10 protein-coding genes are annotated in these 14,390 nt (G+C 65.7%); all 10 read left to right on the forward strand.

Annotated elements, in window-relative coordinates; genetic code table 11:
• The first annotated feature begins 124 nt into the window (after nt 1-124).
• The 10 genes from pilM to K309_RS0117405 all read left to right on the forward strand — a co-directional run bounded on the left by pilM (nt 125) and on the right by K309_RS0117405 (nt 14,326).
• Nucleotides 125-1,195: a type IV pilus assembly protein PilM gene (pilM, locus tag K309_RS0117360; RefSeq protein ID WP_029047609.1), complete on the forward strand. Its 1,071-nt coding sequence runs from the start codon at nt 125-127 to the stop codon at nt 1,193-1,195.
• A gap of 18 nt (nt 1,196-1,213) precedes the next feature.
• The gene (locus K309_RS0117365; RefSeq protein ID WP_029047610.1) at nt 1,214-1,888 is read left to right on the forward strand and encodes a PilN domain-containing protein; all 675 of its coding nucleotides are present in this window, start codon (nt 1,214-1,216) and stop codon (nt 1,886-1,888) included.
• Between the two features lie 2 nt (nt 1,889-1,890).
• Nucleotides 1,891-2,562 (forward strand): type IV pilus inner membrane component PilO, encoded by a 672-nt coding sequence (locus K309_RS0117370; protein WP_029047611.1) that lies wholly within the window; start codon nt 1,891-1,893, stop codon nt 2,560-2,562.
• A gap of 68 nt (nt 2,563-2,630) precedes the next feature.
• Nucleotides 2,631-3,128, forward strand: coding sequence for a pilus assembly protein PilP (locus tag K309_RS0117375; RefSeq protein ID WP_035877761.1), 498 nt, complete (start codon nt 2,631-2,633; stop codon nt 3,126-3,128).
• Nucleotides 3,125-5,248, forward strand: a complete 2,124-nt coding sequence (locus tag K309_RS0117380; RefSeq protein WP_029047613.1) for a type IV pilus secretin PilQ — start codon at nt 3,125-3,127, stop codon at nt 5,246-5,248. The genes K309_RS0117375 and K309_RS0117380 overlap by 4 nt, the downstream gene beginning before the upstream one ends.
• A 353-nt stretch (nt 5,249-5,601) precedes the next feature.
• Nucleotides 5,602-6,135: a shikimate kinase gene (locus K309_RS36735; RefSeq protein ID WP_035877764.1), complete on the forward strand. Its 534-nt coding sequence runs from the start codon at nt 5,602-5,604 to the stop codon at nt 6,133-6,135.
• Entirely contained in the window at nt 6,132-7,238 is a 1,107-nt protein-coding gene (aroB, locus tag K309_RS0117390) for a 3-dehydroquinate synthase (RefSeq protein ID WP_029047614.1), read from the forward strand. Before K309_RS36735 ends, aroB begins: the two co-directional genes overlap by 4 nt.
• 57 nt (nt 7,239-7,295) lie before the next feature.
• On the forward strand, nt 7,296-8,432 hold the full coding sequence (locus tag K309_RS0117395; RefSeq protein ID WP_156914387.1) for a deoxyguanosinetriphosphate triphosphohydrolase: 1,137 nt from the start codon (nt 7,296-7,298) through the stop codon (nt 8,430-8,432).
• An 88-nt stretch (nt 8,433-8,520) separates the two neighbouring features.
• Nucleotides 8,521-9,246, forward strand: a complete 726-nt coding sequence (locus tag K309_RS0117400; RefSeq protein ID WP_029047616.1) for a transposase — start codon at nt 8,521-8,523, stop codon at nt 9,244-9,246.
• A gap of 286 nt (nt 9,247-9,532) precedes the next feature.
• The gene (locus K309_RS0117405) at nt 9,533-14,326 is read left to right on the forward strand and encodes a glutamate synthase-related protein (RefSeq protein WP_035877766.1); all 4,794 of its coding nucleotides are present in this window, start codon (nt 9,533-9,535) and stop codon (nt 14,324-14,326) included.
• Nucleotides 14,327-14,390: the final 64 nt, after the last annotated feature.

Consider the following 14,390-nt stretch of genomic DNA (forward strand, 5'->3'; position numbering starts at 1 on the left):
TTTTGTGAGAATCGGCCAACATATAAGAGCAAGTGTTTCGGTCAAGAAACAAGGCTCGCCCGATTAGAGCGTACATGCCGTGGGCGAGTTCAAAGTCAGGGGGGTCACCTTGCGACGGGGCATTTTGTCGGGGCTTCTGCGCCGGACTACGGTCGGCGTGGATATCGGGTCGTCCAGTATCAAGGTAGTCGAGTTGTCCGTCGGTGGCGGCAAGCACGACTATCGGCTGGAAAAGTGCGCCAGCGAACTGCTGGACCGCAATGCCGTTGCCGATGGCAACGTCATCAACATTGAAGCCGTCGGGATCGCGCTCAAGCGTGCGCTCGGCAAGGCCGGCATCCGCTCGAAAGAGGTGGTGCTGGGCGTGCCGTCCATGCTGACCGAATCGCAGACGGTCAGCCTGCCGGACAACCTGTCCGAGGACGAACTGTATTCGCAGGTCGAGTCCGAGGCACACCGGCTCTATCCGCCATCGCAGGCGGTCAACTTCGACTTCGCCGTGATCGGCCCCAGCGAGACCGAGGGCGGCATCGGCGTGCGCGTCACCGCGGCCAACAGCGACCGCGTGCAGGAGCGTGTGACCGCTGCCGAAATGGCCGGCCTCAAGCCGCAGGTGATGGACGTCGAAGAGTACGCGGTGCAGCGCTCGATCGTGCAGATGCTGGGCGTGCCACAGGAGATGTCCGAGGCCGACGCGCGCGCGCTGCCCGTGGTGGCGGTGGTCCACCTCGGCGGCAGCCGCTCCAAGGCGATCTTCTACCAGGGCTGGAAAGAGCTCTACGAACAACCGCTGAACAGCTACGGCGACCAGCTCACGCAGAGCGCGGCGCGCATGTTCACGCTCGACGCGCTCAAGGCCGAGATCAAGAAGCGCAAGAACACGCTGCCCGAAGCGTGGCGCGCGCAGCTGCTCAAGCCGTCACTCGATGCGCTGGCGCTGGAAGTCCAGGCCGCCATCGGCAACTTCATCGCCAGCTCCAGCCTGGGACGCGTCGACGAGATCCTGCTGTCCGGCGGCCATGCCTCGCTGCTGGGCGTGCAGGCGGCGATCCAGCAGCAGACCAAGATCACGACCACGCTGGCGAATCCGTTCGCCAACATGGCGACCCACGCCAAGGTCAACGAGCGCTACCTGCAGCGCGACCTGCCGGCGTATATCGTCAGTGCCGGCCTGGCCCTGCGCGGCCTGCAATAACGCACCGGAGGCATTCGAATGTCCACGAACACGCTGCCTTCGGTCAACCTGCTGCCTTACCATGAAGCCCGCAAGGCGGCGCGGCGCAAGAAGGTGTATTCCATGCTGGGCGGCGCTGCCGCGGCCGGTGCCGCGGTGCTGCTGCTGGGCGGGCTCTATATCGACGGGCGCATCGACTCCGTGGTCGCGCTGAACCAGGTGCTGAGCGCGGAGAACGCCAGGCTCGATGGCCAGATCCGCGAGGTCAACAACCTCAAGAAGGATATCGACGCGCTGCTGCAGCGCCAGAAGGCGGTGGAAAGCCTGCAGACCGAGCGCAACCGCCCGGTCCAGCTGCTGGAAGAACTGGTGCGCCAGGTGCCGGAAGGCGTCTACCTCACCAGCCTGAAGCAGGCGGGCGAGGCCTTCACCATCGCTGGCGTGGCGCAGTCCAACGAGCGCATTTCCGAACTGCTGCGCAACCTTGGCGGTGTGCCGTGGCTGGACAAGGCCGAGTTGGTCGAGTCCAAGGCGGTCACGATGACCAACAACCTGCGCGAGCAGCGCCGGCTGTTCGATTTCTCGATGCGCTTCGCGTACCGCGCGCCGGAGACGCCGCCGGGCGCCAATGGCAAGCAGGCTACGCCGGGCAATCCCGCCACCGCACCCGCTTCAGCTCCCGCACCAGCAGCCGCATCCGGAAAGGCAGCCTGACCATGGCGCTCAATAGTGAAATCAACCTGGCCGACCTGACGAGCCAGTTCCGCGGGCTCAACCTCAACGAGCCGGAAACGTGGCCGGCCGCGCCGCGCGTGCTGTTTGCCGTGATGGCGGCGGCGCTGGTGCTGCTGCTGGGCTGGCAGTTCTACTGGAGCGGCAAGTTCGACGAGCTCGACCGCCAGCGGCTGGAACAGGAAAACCTGAAGCAGGCGTACCAGTCCAAGGTGGCGCAGGTGGCCAACCTCGACGCATTGCGCGAACAGAAGAAGCAGGTCGAGCAGCGCGTTGCCCTGCTGGAGCGGCAACTGCCCAACAAGACCGAGATGGATGCGCTGCTGGCCGACGTCAACCATGCCGGCGTGGCGCGCGGCCTGCAGTTCGAGCTGTTCAAGCCGCAGGCGGCGGTGCTCAAGCCTTACTTCGCCGAGATCCCGGTGAACCTGCGCGTGACCGGCCGGTACCACGAGGTGGCGCAATTCAACGCCGACGTGGCCGCGCTGTCGCGGATCGTGTCGATGCAAAGCCTGCAGCTTGCCCATACCAAGGAGGGCGGCCTCTCCATGGAGGCCGTCGCAATGGCGTACCGTGCGCTCGATCCGGACGAGCAGGCCGCGCAACGCAAGGCCGCCGCGGCTGCCGCCGCCGCCAAGACGGGAGGTGCCAAATGAGCCGCACTCATCGCACCCATCGTGCTCGCGGCTCGGCATGGTCGGGCCTGCAGGCATCGCCACGCGTGATGGCGGCTGCGGCGCTTGCCGTGGGCCTGCTGGGCGCCTGCGGCGCCAGCGACGAAGACGCGCTGCGCCAGTGGATGGATGCCACGCGCAACGCCCGCGCCAAGCCGCCCGAGCCGTTGCCCGAAGCCAGGCCCTACGTGGCGCGCGAATACGCCGCGGCCAATGCTCCGGAGCCCTTCGCCCAGGCCAAGATCGGCGAACTGAACAAGACGCTGCCGGATTCGCCCGAAGCCGGGCGGCCGCGCCAGCCGCTGGAAGACTACCCCCTCGAGAATTTCAAGATGCTCGGGATACTGAAAAAGCAGGGGGAGACCTTCGGCATCGTACGCGTCGATAACAAGATCCACCACGTGAAGGTGGGTCAGTATCTCGGCCAGAGTTACGGCCGGGTGGTCCGCATCACCGATCAGGAGATCGTGTTGCGCGAATTAGTCCGGGAGGGGGTATCCGAGTGGAAAGAGAAAATGACCAGCCTCAAGCTGGAGGTGTCGGCATGACCCCCGCGCGCTGGTATCGTGCGCTCGCGGGCGCCGCAAGCGCAATGCTGGCGCTGTTGCTGCTGATTGCCGCGCCGGCAGCACTGGCACAAAGCAACCGGATCAAGGCGGTCGACGTCAGTACGGTCGGCGAGCAGACCGTGTTCACGATCGAACTCGAACGGCCACCGGCGCAGAAGCCGATGGATTTCACCACGCAGAACCCGGCACGGCTGGCGATCGATTTTGCCGATACCGGCATCGCCAACGGGCGCGCGCAGTATGACTACAACGGCAAGCTGGTCAAGGCCGCCAACGTGGTGCAGATCGGCAACCGCACCCGCGTGATCCTCGAGCTCACGCGCAACGCAACCTATCGCACCGACCAGCGCGGCAATGTCTTCGTGGTCGCGCTGGACAATGTGGCGCCCGCGGTCAAGAACGCCGCGCCCACGTTCGCGCCGGCGGCGATGACGCCTGCGGCCGCGGCGGCGCGGCCGTCGGTGCGCCATATCGACTTCCGGCGCGGTGCGGACGGCGCCGGACGCGTCGTGGTGGACCTGTCCTCGCGCGATTCGGGCATCAATATCGCGCAGCAGGGCAAGAACGTGGTGGTCGATTTCCTCGGCACCACGCTGCCTGAGCACCTGCGGCGGCGCTTTGATGTCAGCGACTTCGGCTCGCCGGTGCAGAGCCTGGTTGCCTCCGACACCAATGGCAATGCGCGCCTGAGCATCGAGCCGCGCGGCCACTGGGAATACAGTTCCTACCAGACCGACACGCAGTTCGTGGTCGAGGTGAGGCCAGTCAAGGAAGACCCGACCAAGCTGATCAGCGGCCCGGGCTACCGTGGCGAGCGCCTGTCGCTGAACTTCCAGAACATCGACATCCGTTCACTGCTGCAGGTGTTCGCGGACTTCACCAACCTGAACATCATCACCAGCGAAAGCGTGCAGGGCAATATCACGCTGCGGCTGAAGGATGTGCCGTGGGACCAGGCCCTGCAGATCGTGATGGATGCCAAGGGACTGGCCTCGCGCCGTAATGGCAATGTGCTGTGGGTGGCGCCCAAGGCGGAACTCCAGACCAAGGAAAAGCTCGAGCTCGAGTCGCAGCAGCAGATCAATGACCTCGAGCCGATCCGCAGCCAGGTATTCCAGCTCAACTACCAGCGCGCTGAAGACGTGCGCCGGATGCTGCTGGGCATGAGTGCCGGCGGCGGCGCAGCGGCCCCGGCCGGCGTGGCGGGTGGCGCGGGCGCGAGCGCGCGCATGCTGTCCAAGCGCGGCTCGCTGACCGCCGATGCGCGCACCAACCAGCTGTTCGTGTCGGATATCGCCAGCAAGCTGGAAGAGGTGCAGAGCTTTATCGGCAAGATCGACATCCCGGTGCGCCAGGTCATCATCGAGGCGCGCATCGTCGAGGCGACCGATTCCTTCAGCCGCAATCTCGGCGTGAAGCTGGGCTTTGCCGGGCAGTACAACAACGCGAGAGTCGGCAACACCTATAACAACGTGCTGCCGGGCGCAACCTCGGACAACGGCCCGTTCCTGAGTCTGCCGGCCGCCTCGATCAACGGCACCAACCCGGCCAACATCGCGGTCAGCCTGTTCAACAGCGCGGCCACCCGCTTCCTGGCGCTGGAGCTGTCGGCGCTCGAGGCGGACGGCAAGGGCAAGATCATCTCCAGCCCGCGCGTGGTCACGGCCAACAACATCAAGGCGCTGATCGAGCAGGGCACCGAGCTGCCGTACCAGGCCGCCACCTCAAGCGGCGCCACCTCGGTGCAGTTCCGCAAGGCCAACCTGAAGCTGGAGGTGACGCCGCAGATCACGCCTGAAGGCAATGTGCTGCTGGACGTGGACGTCAACAAGGACAGCGTCGGTATCCAGACCACTTCGGGCTTTGCCATCGACACCAAGCACGTGCAGACGCAGGTGCTGGTGGAAAACGGCGGCACCGTGGTGATCGGCGGCATCTACACGCAGACGGAGTCCAACGACACCGACAAGGTGCCGCTGCTGGGCGATATCCCGGTGCTCGGCTACCTGTTCAAGAACAACGCCAAGGTCCGCAACCGGACCGAGCTGCTGGTGTTCCTCACGCCGCGGATCCTTAACGAAAGCGTGTCGCTGCGGTGACCGCGCCGGGGGTTCGACGCCGGATACAGTAGACTGGCAGGCCGCATCGACAGATGCGGCCTTTTTTGTTGCCGCCGGACTGGACCGGTGGCCGGCCAGGCCAGGAGGAGCCCGGCATGCGCGGCAAGACATGCGTGGATGTGGCTGATGCTGCATGCCGGCACTTGCCGTGCGCACCACAACATAAGAAGATGATGCAGTTCCTAACCGGGGAGGGTGGCCCAGGCGCCGCGCTCCCGAACGACAGTCCCGTGACAGCCTCTGCGACAGGGTCGGCACCGCGCCCGCACCCCGATCGACAGGAATCCGACCGACCGGAATCCGATCGACCCAATCTCTTTTTCGTCGGCCTGATGGGCGCCGGCAAGACCACCGTGGGCCGCACGGTGGCGCGGCGCCTGCATTATCCGTTTTTCGATTCCGATCACGAGATCGAGGCCCACTGCGGCGTGCGCATCCCGGTGATCTTCGAGGTCGAGGGCGAAGCCGGTTTCCGCGACCGCGAGGCCGCGATGATCCGCGAACTGGCCGGGCGCCAGGGCATCGTGCTGGCCACCGGCGGCGGCGCGGTGCTGCGCGCCGAAAACCGCGAGGTGCTGAAAGCCCGCGGCACCGTGGTCTACCTGCGCGCAAGCCCCCACGACCTGTGGCTGCGTACCCGGCACGACCGGAACCGCCCGCTGCTGCAGACCGAAGACCCCAAGGGCAAGCTAGAGGCGCTGTACGCCCAGCGCGACCCGCTTTACCGCGAGGTGGCGGATTTCATTATTGAAACCGGCAAGCCTTCGGTGGCGCAGCTTGCTAATATGGTGCTGATGCAACTCGAAATGGCCGGCTTTGCGATCGATCCCGCGCAACCGGCGCCGCAGGACCCCACCCATCCATGATCACGCTTGAAGTCGACCTGGGAGCGCGCAGCTACCCCATCCATATTGGTACCGGCCTGCTCGACAATGCCGAGCTGCTGCGCCCGCACGTGCGCGGCCAGCACGCCGTCATCGTCACCAACGAAACAGTGGGGCCGCTGTACGCTGCGCGCGTCGAGGCCTGCCTGAAATCGCTCGGCAAGACCGTACGCACGGTCACGTTGCCCGACGGCGAGGCCTTCAAGCAGTGGGAAACGCTGAACCTGATCTTCGATGCGCTGCTGCAGGCCGGCGCCGACCGCAAGACCACGCTGGTCGCGCTGGGCGGCGGGGTGGTGGGCGACATGACCGGGTTTGCCGCCGCCTGCTACATGCGCGGCGTGCCATTCATCCAAGTGCCGACCACGTTGCTGTCGCAGGTGGATTCGTCGGTGGGCGGCAAGACCGGCATCAACCATCCGCTCGGCAAGAACATGATCGGCGCGTTCCACCAGCCCAATGCGGTGATCGCCGATATCGACACGCTGCGCACGCTGCCCCCGCGCGAACTGGCCGCCGGCATGGCCGAGGTGATCAAGCACGGCGCCATCGCCGACGCCGAATACTTTGCCTGGATCGAGCGCAACATCAAGGCGCTGAACGACTGCGATCCTGAGTTGATGGCGGTGGCGGTGCAGCGTTCGTGCGAAATCAAGGCCGGCGTGGTGGCGCAGGACGAGCGCGAAGGCGGCCTGCGCGCCATCCTCAACTTCGGCCACACTTTCGGTCACGCGATTGAGGCCGGTATGGGCTACGGCGCCTGGCTGCACGGCGAAGCGGTGGGCTGCGGCATGGTGATGGCCGCGGACCTGTCGCTGCGGCTGGGCTTTATCGATACCGAGACGCGCGCCCGCATCCGCCAGCTGACCCAGGCAGCCAACCTGCCGGTGGTGGCGCCGGAACTGGGCACCGACCGGTATATCGAACTGATGAAGGTCGACAAGAAGGCCGAGGCCGGCAGCATCAAGTTCATCCTGCTGAAGAAGCTCGGCGAGGCGTTCATCACCACGGTGCCGGACGCCGACCTGCGTGCCACGCTGCAGCACGCGGTGCTTAAACCTCCCACCGAGGCCACGGTCGCGTGATTGACCGGTTATGCCTCGCAACCCAGGCCCCCAAACCTCCAGCCAATGGATTGCCGCATGACCGACTTTGAAAGCCACCTCGCCCCGTACGCCGCCCGCTCCGCGCAGACGCGCGGGCGGGTGCACGCCGAACCCGCTTCGCAGTCGCGCAGCGAATTCCAGCGCGACCGCGACCGGGTCATCCACAGCACCGCGTTCCGGCGGCTCGAGTACAAGACCCAGGTCTTCGTCAACCATGAGGGGGACCTGTTCCGCACCCGGCTGACGCACAGCCTGGAGGTGGCGCAGATCGCCCGTTCGATCGCGCGCAACCTGCGCCTCAACGAAGACCTGGTCGAGGCCATCTCGCTGGCGCACGACCTCGGCCACACGCCCTTCGGCCATGCCGGGCAGGATGCGCTCAACGCCTGCATGAAGAATCATGGCGGCTTCGAGCACAACCTGCAGAGCCTGCTGGTGGTGGATGAGCTGGAGGAGCGCTACGGCGGCTTCAATGGCCTGAACCTCACCTTCGAGACCCGCGAGGGCATCCTGAAGCATTGCTCGCGCGTCAATGCCGCGGCGCTGGGCGAATTGGGCCGGCGCTTCCTGGAGGGCACGCAGCCGTCGCTGGAGGCACAGCTCGCCAACCTGGCCGACGAGATCGCCTACAACAACCACGATATCGACGATGGCCTGCGCTCCGGCCTGCTGACGCTGGAGCAGCTGGACGAAGTCCCGATGTGGGCGCGCCATCGCGCCGAGGTGGCCGATGCCTTCCCGGACGTGAATGGCCGGCGTGCCATCAATGAGACCGTCCGGCGCATGATCAACACGCTGATCGTCGACCTGATCGAGACCACCAGCCGCAATATCGCCGCCGCCAACCCGCGTAATATCGACGCCGTGCGCGCCGCCGGCCCGCTGGTGGGCTTCAGTCCACAACTCCATGAGGAAGCGGCGACATTGAAGCGCTTCCTGTTCCGGCACCTGTACCGGCATTACCTGGTAATGCGGATGTCGGCCAAGGCCCAGCGCATTGTCGGCGACCTGTTCGGAGCCTTCATGTCCGATCCGCGCCTGCTGCCGCCGCAATACCAGGCCGGCCATGGCGCCGATCAGCCACGGCTGATCGCCCACTACATCGCCGGCATGACGGACCGCTATGCGATCCGCGAGCACCGGCGCATCTTCGCGGTCAGCGAGGGCAACTGACCGAGACGCGCGGAAGCGCGCCGGCTCTTCAGATAAAGTGGGGACGGATCAGGCTATCATGTGGGCATCGACGCTCGCATGACCTGCCATGGCCCGACTTCCCCGTTTTTCCCCCGCCGGACTTCCCGCCCTGGTGTTGCAACGTGGCAACAATCGCCAGGACGTCTTTCTCGGCCCGGACGACTACCTGCACTACCTCGACTGCCTGCGCATGGCCGCGCGCGAGCATGACCTGGCGGTCCACGCCTACGCGCTGCGGCCCAATCATGTCCACCTCGTGGCCACGCCCAAGGGCCCGGACTCGTTGAGCCTGACCATGCAGGCGGTCGGCCGCCGCTATGCGCGCTACTTCAATCGCGTCGCCAATCGTACCGGCACGCTGTGGGAAGGACGCTTCCGCTCGGCGGTATTCGACCCGACACCGTGGATTCTGCCAGCCATGCTGTACGTCGAAGGCAATGCTATGCGCGCGGGCGAAGTATCGACGCCGGAAGCCGATCGCTGGAGCAGCTATCGCCATCACGCCGGCATTGAGGCCAGCCCATTTGTGAGCGATCACTCCGCCTACTGGGAACTTGGCAATACTCCGTTCGAGCGGCAGTCGAACTACCGCATGCTGACCGCCGAGGGGCTTTCCAGCCGCACGCTGGAGACCCTCCGCAGCCACGCTCACAGTGGCTGGCCTCTCGGCGGCGAGGTATTCCTGGCGCAACTCGAGCGTGGCGCAACCCGACGTGTCCAGCCCCTCCCGAAAGGACGCCCCAAAAAGGTGCGTTCCGCGCCGGAGGAGGTGACGCCAGCCGCGCAGAATTAATGTGTCCCCATTTAATTGGATCACCGAAACGGTGCGATATTAAATGTGTTCTGACCCCATTTAAAATTTTTGCGGGCTTTTCAGGATTCCCATATAGTTGCTCCACCCACAGTCATTGTGCGGCGCGTCACGCTCGTGTACGCCGCTGCGGCCCGCAGACAGCTTCGTCCCCATTTCCCTTCCCGCCGGTCCACCGGTTTGGGTGGATTTAAAGAGAGCGCGCGGTCCCCGTTCCGGTAGTCCAGCAGTTCGCGCAGCCTTCACCGGAATTCAGCCCGTGGACCAAATGAAGAACCTTTCGGCCCAAGCGCAGACCAGCGAGCAAATCAGCGAGTCTTCCTCCGCCCTCGACCTGCGTCCGCAGGCGCAAGGCATGTATGACCCGACCAACGAGCATGACGCCTGCGGCGTCGGCATGGTCGCGCACATCAAGGGCAAGAAGTCCCACGAGATCATTTCCCAGGGCCTGAAGATCCTGGAGAACCTGGACCACCGGGGTGCCGTCGGCGCGGACGCGCTGATGGGCGACGGTGCCGGTATCCTGATCCAGATTCCGGACCAGTTCTACCGCGAGGAAATGGCCGCGCAGGGCGTGAGCCTGCCGCCCGCCGGCGAATACGGCGTCGGCATGATCTTCCTGCCGAAGGAGCACGCTTCGCGCCTGGCCTGCGAGCAGGAACTGGAACGCACGGTCCGCCTGGAAGGCCAGGTCGTGCTGGGTTGGCGCGACGTGCCGGTCGACGCCCGCATGCCGATGTCGCCGACGGTGCGCAAGACCGAACCCGTGATCCGCCAGATCTTCATCGGTCGCGGCCGCGATATCATGACCACGGACGCGCTGGAACGTAAGCTCTACGTCATCCGCAAGACCGCCAGCCACGCCATCCAGGCGCTCAAGCTCAAGCACGGCAAGGAATACTTCGTGCCGTCGATGTCGGCCCGTACCGTGGTGTACAAGGGCCTGCTGCTGGCCAACCAGGTCGGCGAGTACTACCTGGACCTGCAGGACCAGCGCGCCGTGTCGGCCCTGGCCCTGGTGCACCAGCGCTTCTCGACCAACACCTTCCCGGCCTGGGAACTGGCCCACCCGTACCGCATGGTCGCCCACAACGGCGAAATCAACACGGTCAAGGGCAACGTCAACTGGATCAACGCGCGTACCGGCGCGATCTCGTCGCCGGTGCTGGGCGACGACCTGCCCAAGCTGTGGCCGCTGATCTACCCGGGCCAGTCCGATACGGCATCGTTCGACAACTGCCTCGAACTGCTGACGATGGCCGGCTACCCGCTCGTCCACGCAATGATGATGATGATCCCGGAAGCCTGGGAACAGCACACGCTGATGGACGACAACCGTCGCGCCTTCTACGAGTACCACGCCGCCATGATGGAGCCGTGGGACGGCCCCGCCGCGATCTGCTTCACCGATGGCCGCCAGATCGGCGCCACGCTGGACCGCAACGGCCTGCGCCCGGCACGTTTCTACGTGACCGAGGACGACGTCGTGGTGCTGGCCTCGGAAGCCGGCGTGCTGCCGTTCCCCGAGTCGCGCATCGTTGAGAAATGGCGCCTGCAGCCGGGCAAGATGTTCCTGATCGACATGGAGCAGGGCCGCATCATCGACGACAAGGAACTCAAGGACAACCTGGCCAACGCCAAGCCGTACAAGAGCTGGATCGACGCCGTTCGCATCAAGCTGGACGAGATCGACGCCAAGCCCGAAGACGTCGCCGCCGAGAAGAAGCCGGTGGCCAAGCTGCTGGACCGCCAGCAGGCCTTCGGCTACACCCAGGAAGACGTCAAGTTCCTGATGGCGCCGATGGCGCTGGCCGGCGAAGAAGCCACCGGCTCGATGGGCAACGACTCGCCGCTGGCGATCCTGTCGTCCAAGAACAAGACGCTGTACCACTATTTCAAGCAGCTGTTCGCCCAGGTGACCAACCCGCCGATCGACCCGATCCGCGAGAACATGGTGATGTCGCTGGTATCGTTCATCGGCCCGAAGCCGAACCTGCTCGAGCTGAACAACATCAACCCGCCGATGCGCCTCGAAGTGTCCCAGCCCGTGCTGGACTTCAAGGACATCGCCAAGATCCGCAACATCGAGCACTACACCGGCGGCAAGTTCCGTTCGTATGAACTGAACATCTGCTACCCGACCGCGTGGGGCAAGGAAGGCATCGAAGCGCGCCTGGCCTCGCTGTGCGCCGAAGCCGTGGATGCGGTGCGCTCGGGCTACAACATCCTGATCGTGACCGACCGCCCGGTGGATGCCGACCATGTCGCCATCCCGGCTCTGCTGGCCACGTCCGCGATCCACCACCACCTGGTGGAGAAGGGCCTGCGCACGTCGACCGGCCTGGTGGTCGAGACCGGCACCGCGCGTGAAGTGCACCACTTCGCGCTGCTGGCCGGCTACGGCGCGGAAGCCGTGCACCCGTACCTGGCGATGGAAACCCTGGCCGACATGGCCAGCGGCCTGTCGGGCGACCTGTCGCCGGAAAAGGCGGTCAAGAACTTCGTCAAGGCGGTCGGCAAGGGCCTGTTCAAGGTGATGTCCAAGATGGGCATCTCGACCTACATGTCGTACACCGGCGCGCAGATCTTCGAAGCCATCGGCCTGTCGCGCGAGCTGGTGCAGAAGTACTTCCACGGCACGCCGTCGAACGTCGAGGGCATCGGCATCTTCGAAGTGGCCGAGGAAGCGCTGCGCCTGCACACCGATGCCTTCGGCAACAGCCCGGTGCTGGAAAACATGCTGGACGCCGGCGGCGAGTACGCCTTCCGCATCCGTGGCGAAGAGCACATGTGGACCCCGGACTCGATCGCCAAGCTGCAGCACTCGGTGCGCGCCGACGACGGCAAGGGCGCGTACCAGACGTACAAGGAATACGCCAACATCATCAACGACCAGAGCAAGCGCCACATGACGCTGCGCGGTCTGTTCGAGTTCAAGGTCGACCCGGCCAAGGCGATTCCGCTGGAAGAAGTCGAGCCTGCCAAGGAAATCGTGCGGCGCTTTGCTACCGGCGCGATGTCGCTCGGCTCGATCTCGACCGAAGCCCATGCCACGCTGGCCGTGGCGATGAACCGCATCGGCGGCAAGTCGAACACCGGCGAAGGCGGCGAAGACGAGAAGCGCTATCGCAATGAACTGCGCGGCATTCCCATCAAGCAGGGCGACAGCCTGAAGAGCCTGCTGGGCGACGTGGTCGAGGCCGACCTGCCGCTGCAGGACGGCGACTCGCTGCGCTCGAAGATCAAGCAGGTGGCGTCGGGCCGCTTCGGCGTGACCGCCGAGTACCTGGCTTCCGCCGACCAGATCCAGATCAAGATGGCACAGGGCGCCAAGCCGGGCGAAGGCGGCCAGCTGCCGGGCCACAAGGTCTCGGACTACATCGGCAAGCTGCGTTACTCGGTGCCGGGCGTGGGCCTGATCTCGCCGCCCCCGCACCACGACATCTACTCGATCGAGGATCTGGCACAGCTCATCCACGACCTGAAGAACGTCAACCCGTCGTCGGATATCTCGGTCAAGCTGGTGTCCGAAGTGGGCGTCGGCACGGTGGCCGCGGGCGTGTCCAAGGCCAAGGCCGACCACGTCGTGATCGCTGGCCATGATGGCGGCACCGGCGCCTCGCCGTGGTCGTCGATCAAGCACGCCGGCACGCCGTGGGAGCTGGGCCTGGCCGAGACGCAGCAGACGCTGCTGCTCAACGGCCTGCGCAACCGCATCCGCGTGCAGGCCGACGGCCAGATGAAGACCGGCCGCGACGTCGTCATCGGCGCGCTGCTGGGCGCCGACGAATTCGGCTTCGCCACGGCACCGCTGGTCGCCGAGGGTTGCATCATGATGCGCAAGTGCCACCTGAACACCTGCCCGGTGGGTGTGGCCACGCAGGATCCGCAGCTGCGCAAGAAGTTCCAGGGCAAGCCGGAGCACGTGGTCAACTTCTTCTTCTTTGTTGCCGAAGAAGCCCGCGAGATCATGGCCCAGCTGGGCATCCGCACCTTCGACGAGCTGATCGGCCGCGCCGACCTGCTCGACACCAAGCCAGGCATCGAACACTGGAAGGCACGCGGCCTGGACTTCAGCCGCATCTTCCACCAGGTGTCGCTGGGCGCGGACGTGCCGCTGTACCACACCGACGTGCAGGATCACGGCCTGTCGCAGGAAGCCGGCAAGGCGCTGGACCACGTGCTGATCGCCAAGGCCCGCCCGGCGATCGAGAAGGGCGAGCGCGTGTCGTTCATCCAGCCGGTCAAGAACGTCAACCGCACCGTCGGCGCGATGCTGTCCGGCGTGGTCGCCAAGCAGCACGGCCACGAAGGCCTGCCCGACGACACCATCCACATCCAGCTGCAAGGCACCGCCGGCCAGTCGTTCGGCGCGTTCCTGGCGCACGGCATCACGCTGGACCTGGTGGGCGACGGCAACGACTATGTCGGCAAGGGCCTGTCGGGCGGCCGCGTGATCGTGCGTGCCCCGCACGAGTTCCGCGGCGACCCGACCCGCAACATCATCGTCGGCAACACCGTGCTGTACGGTGCCATTGCCGGTGAAGCGTTCTTCAACGGCGTGGCCGGCGAGCGCTTCGCGGTGCGCAACTCCGGCGCCGTGGCAGTGGTGGAAGGCACCGGCGACCACGGTTGCGAGTACATGACCGGCGGCACGGTGGTGGTGCTGGGCGGCACCGGCCGCAACTTCGCGGCCGGCATGTCGGGCGGCGTGGCCTACGTCTATGACGAGGACGGCCTGTTCGACAAGCGCTGCAACACCTCGATGGTGGCGCTGGAAGCCGTGCTGGCCTCGGCCGACCAGGAGAAGGGCCAGCCCCAGGCCTCGTGGCACAAGGTCGACGGCAAGCGCGTGCTGGATGAAGCCATCCTGCGCAACCTGATCGAGCAGCACTTCCGCTACACCGGTTCCGAGCGCGCCAAGGCGCTGCTGGCTGACTGGACCACGGCACGCCGCAAGTTCGTCAAGGTCTTCCCGACCGAGTACAAGCGCGCGCTGGGCGAGATGTACGCCAAGGAACAGGCAGCCCGCGACAGCGACCGCGAAGCCATCGCGGCCTGAGCGCAGCAGCAAACCAACGTAGCGACGGGTCGCGGCAAGCCGCGGCGGCCCTGACAAGATACTG

This window comes from Cupriavidus phytohabitans (assembly GCF_000426345.1).
In the GTDB taxonomy this organism is placed as follows: Bacteria; Pseudomonadota; Gammaproteobacteria; order Burkholderiales; family Burkholderiaceae; genus Cupriavidus.

Excerpts from the sequence above, each read along its gene's own strand:
- K309_RS0117365 (WP_029047610.1), top strand. The coding sequence starts at position 1,214 with ATGTCCACGAACACGCTGCCTTCGGTCAACCTGCTGCCTTACCATGAA.
- K309_RS0117370 (WP_029047611.1), top strand. The coding sequence starts at position 1,891 with ATGGCGCTCAATAGTGAAATCAACCTGGCCGACCTGACGAGCCAGTTC.
- K309_RS0117375 (WP_035877761.1), top strand. The coding sequence starts at position 2,631 with ATGGCGGCTGCGGCGCTTGCCGTGGGCCTGCTGGGCGCCTGCGGCGCC.
- K309_RS0117380 (WP_029047613.1), top strand. The coding sequence starts at position 3,125 with ATGACCCCCGCGCGCTGGTATCGTGCGCTCGCGGGCGCCGCAAGCGCA.
- K309_RS36735 (WP_035877764.1), top strand. The coding sequence starts at position 5,602 with ATGGGCGCCGGCAAGACCACCGTGGGCCGCACGGTGGCGCGGCGCCTG.
- aroB (WP_029047614.1), top strand. The coding sequence starts at position 6,132 with ATGATCACGCTTGAAGTCGACCTGGGAGCGCGCAGCTACCCCATCCAT.
- K309_RS0117395 (WP_156914387.1), top strand. The coding sequence starts at position 7,296 with ATGACCGACTTTGAAAGCCACCTCGCCCCGTACGCCGCCCGCTCCGCG.
- K309_RS0117400 (WP_029047616.1), top strand. The coding sequence starts at position 8,521 with ATGGCCCGACTTCCCCGTTTTTCCCCCGCCGGACTTCCCGCCCTGGTG.
- K309_RS0117405 (WP_035877766.1), top strand. The coding sequence starts at position 9,533 with ATGAAGAACCTTTCGGCCCAAGCGCAGACCAGCGAGCAAATCAGCGAG.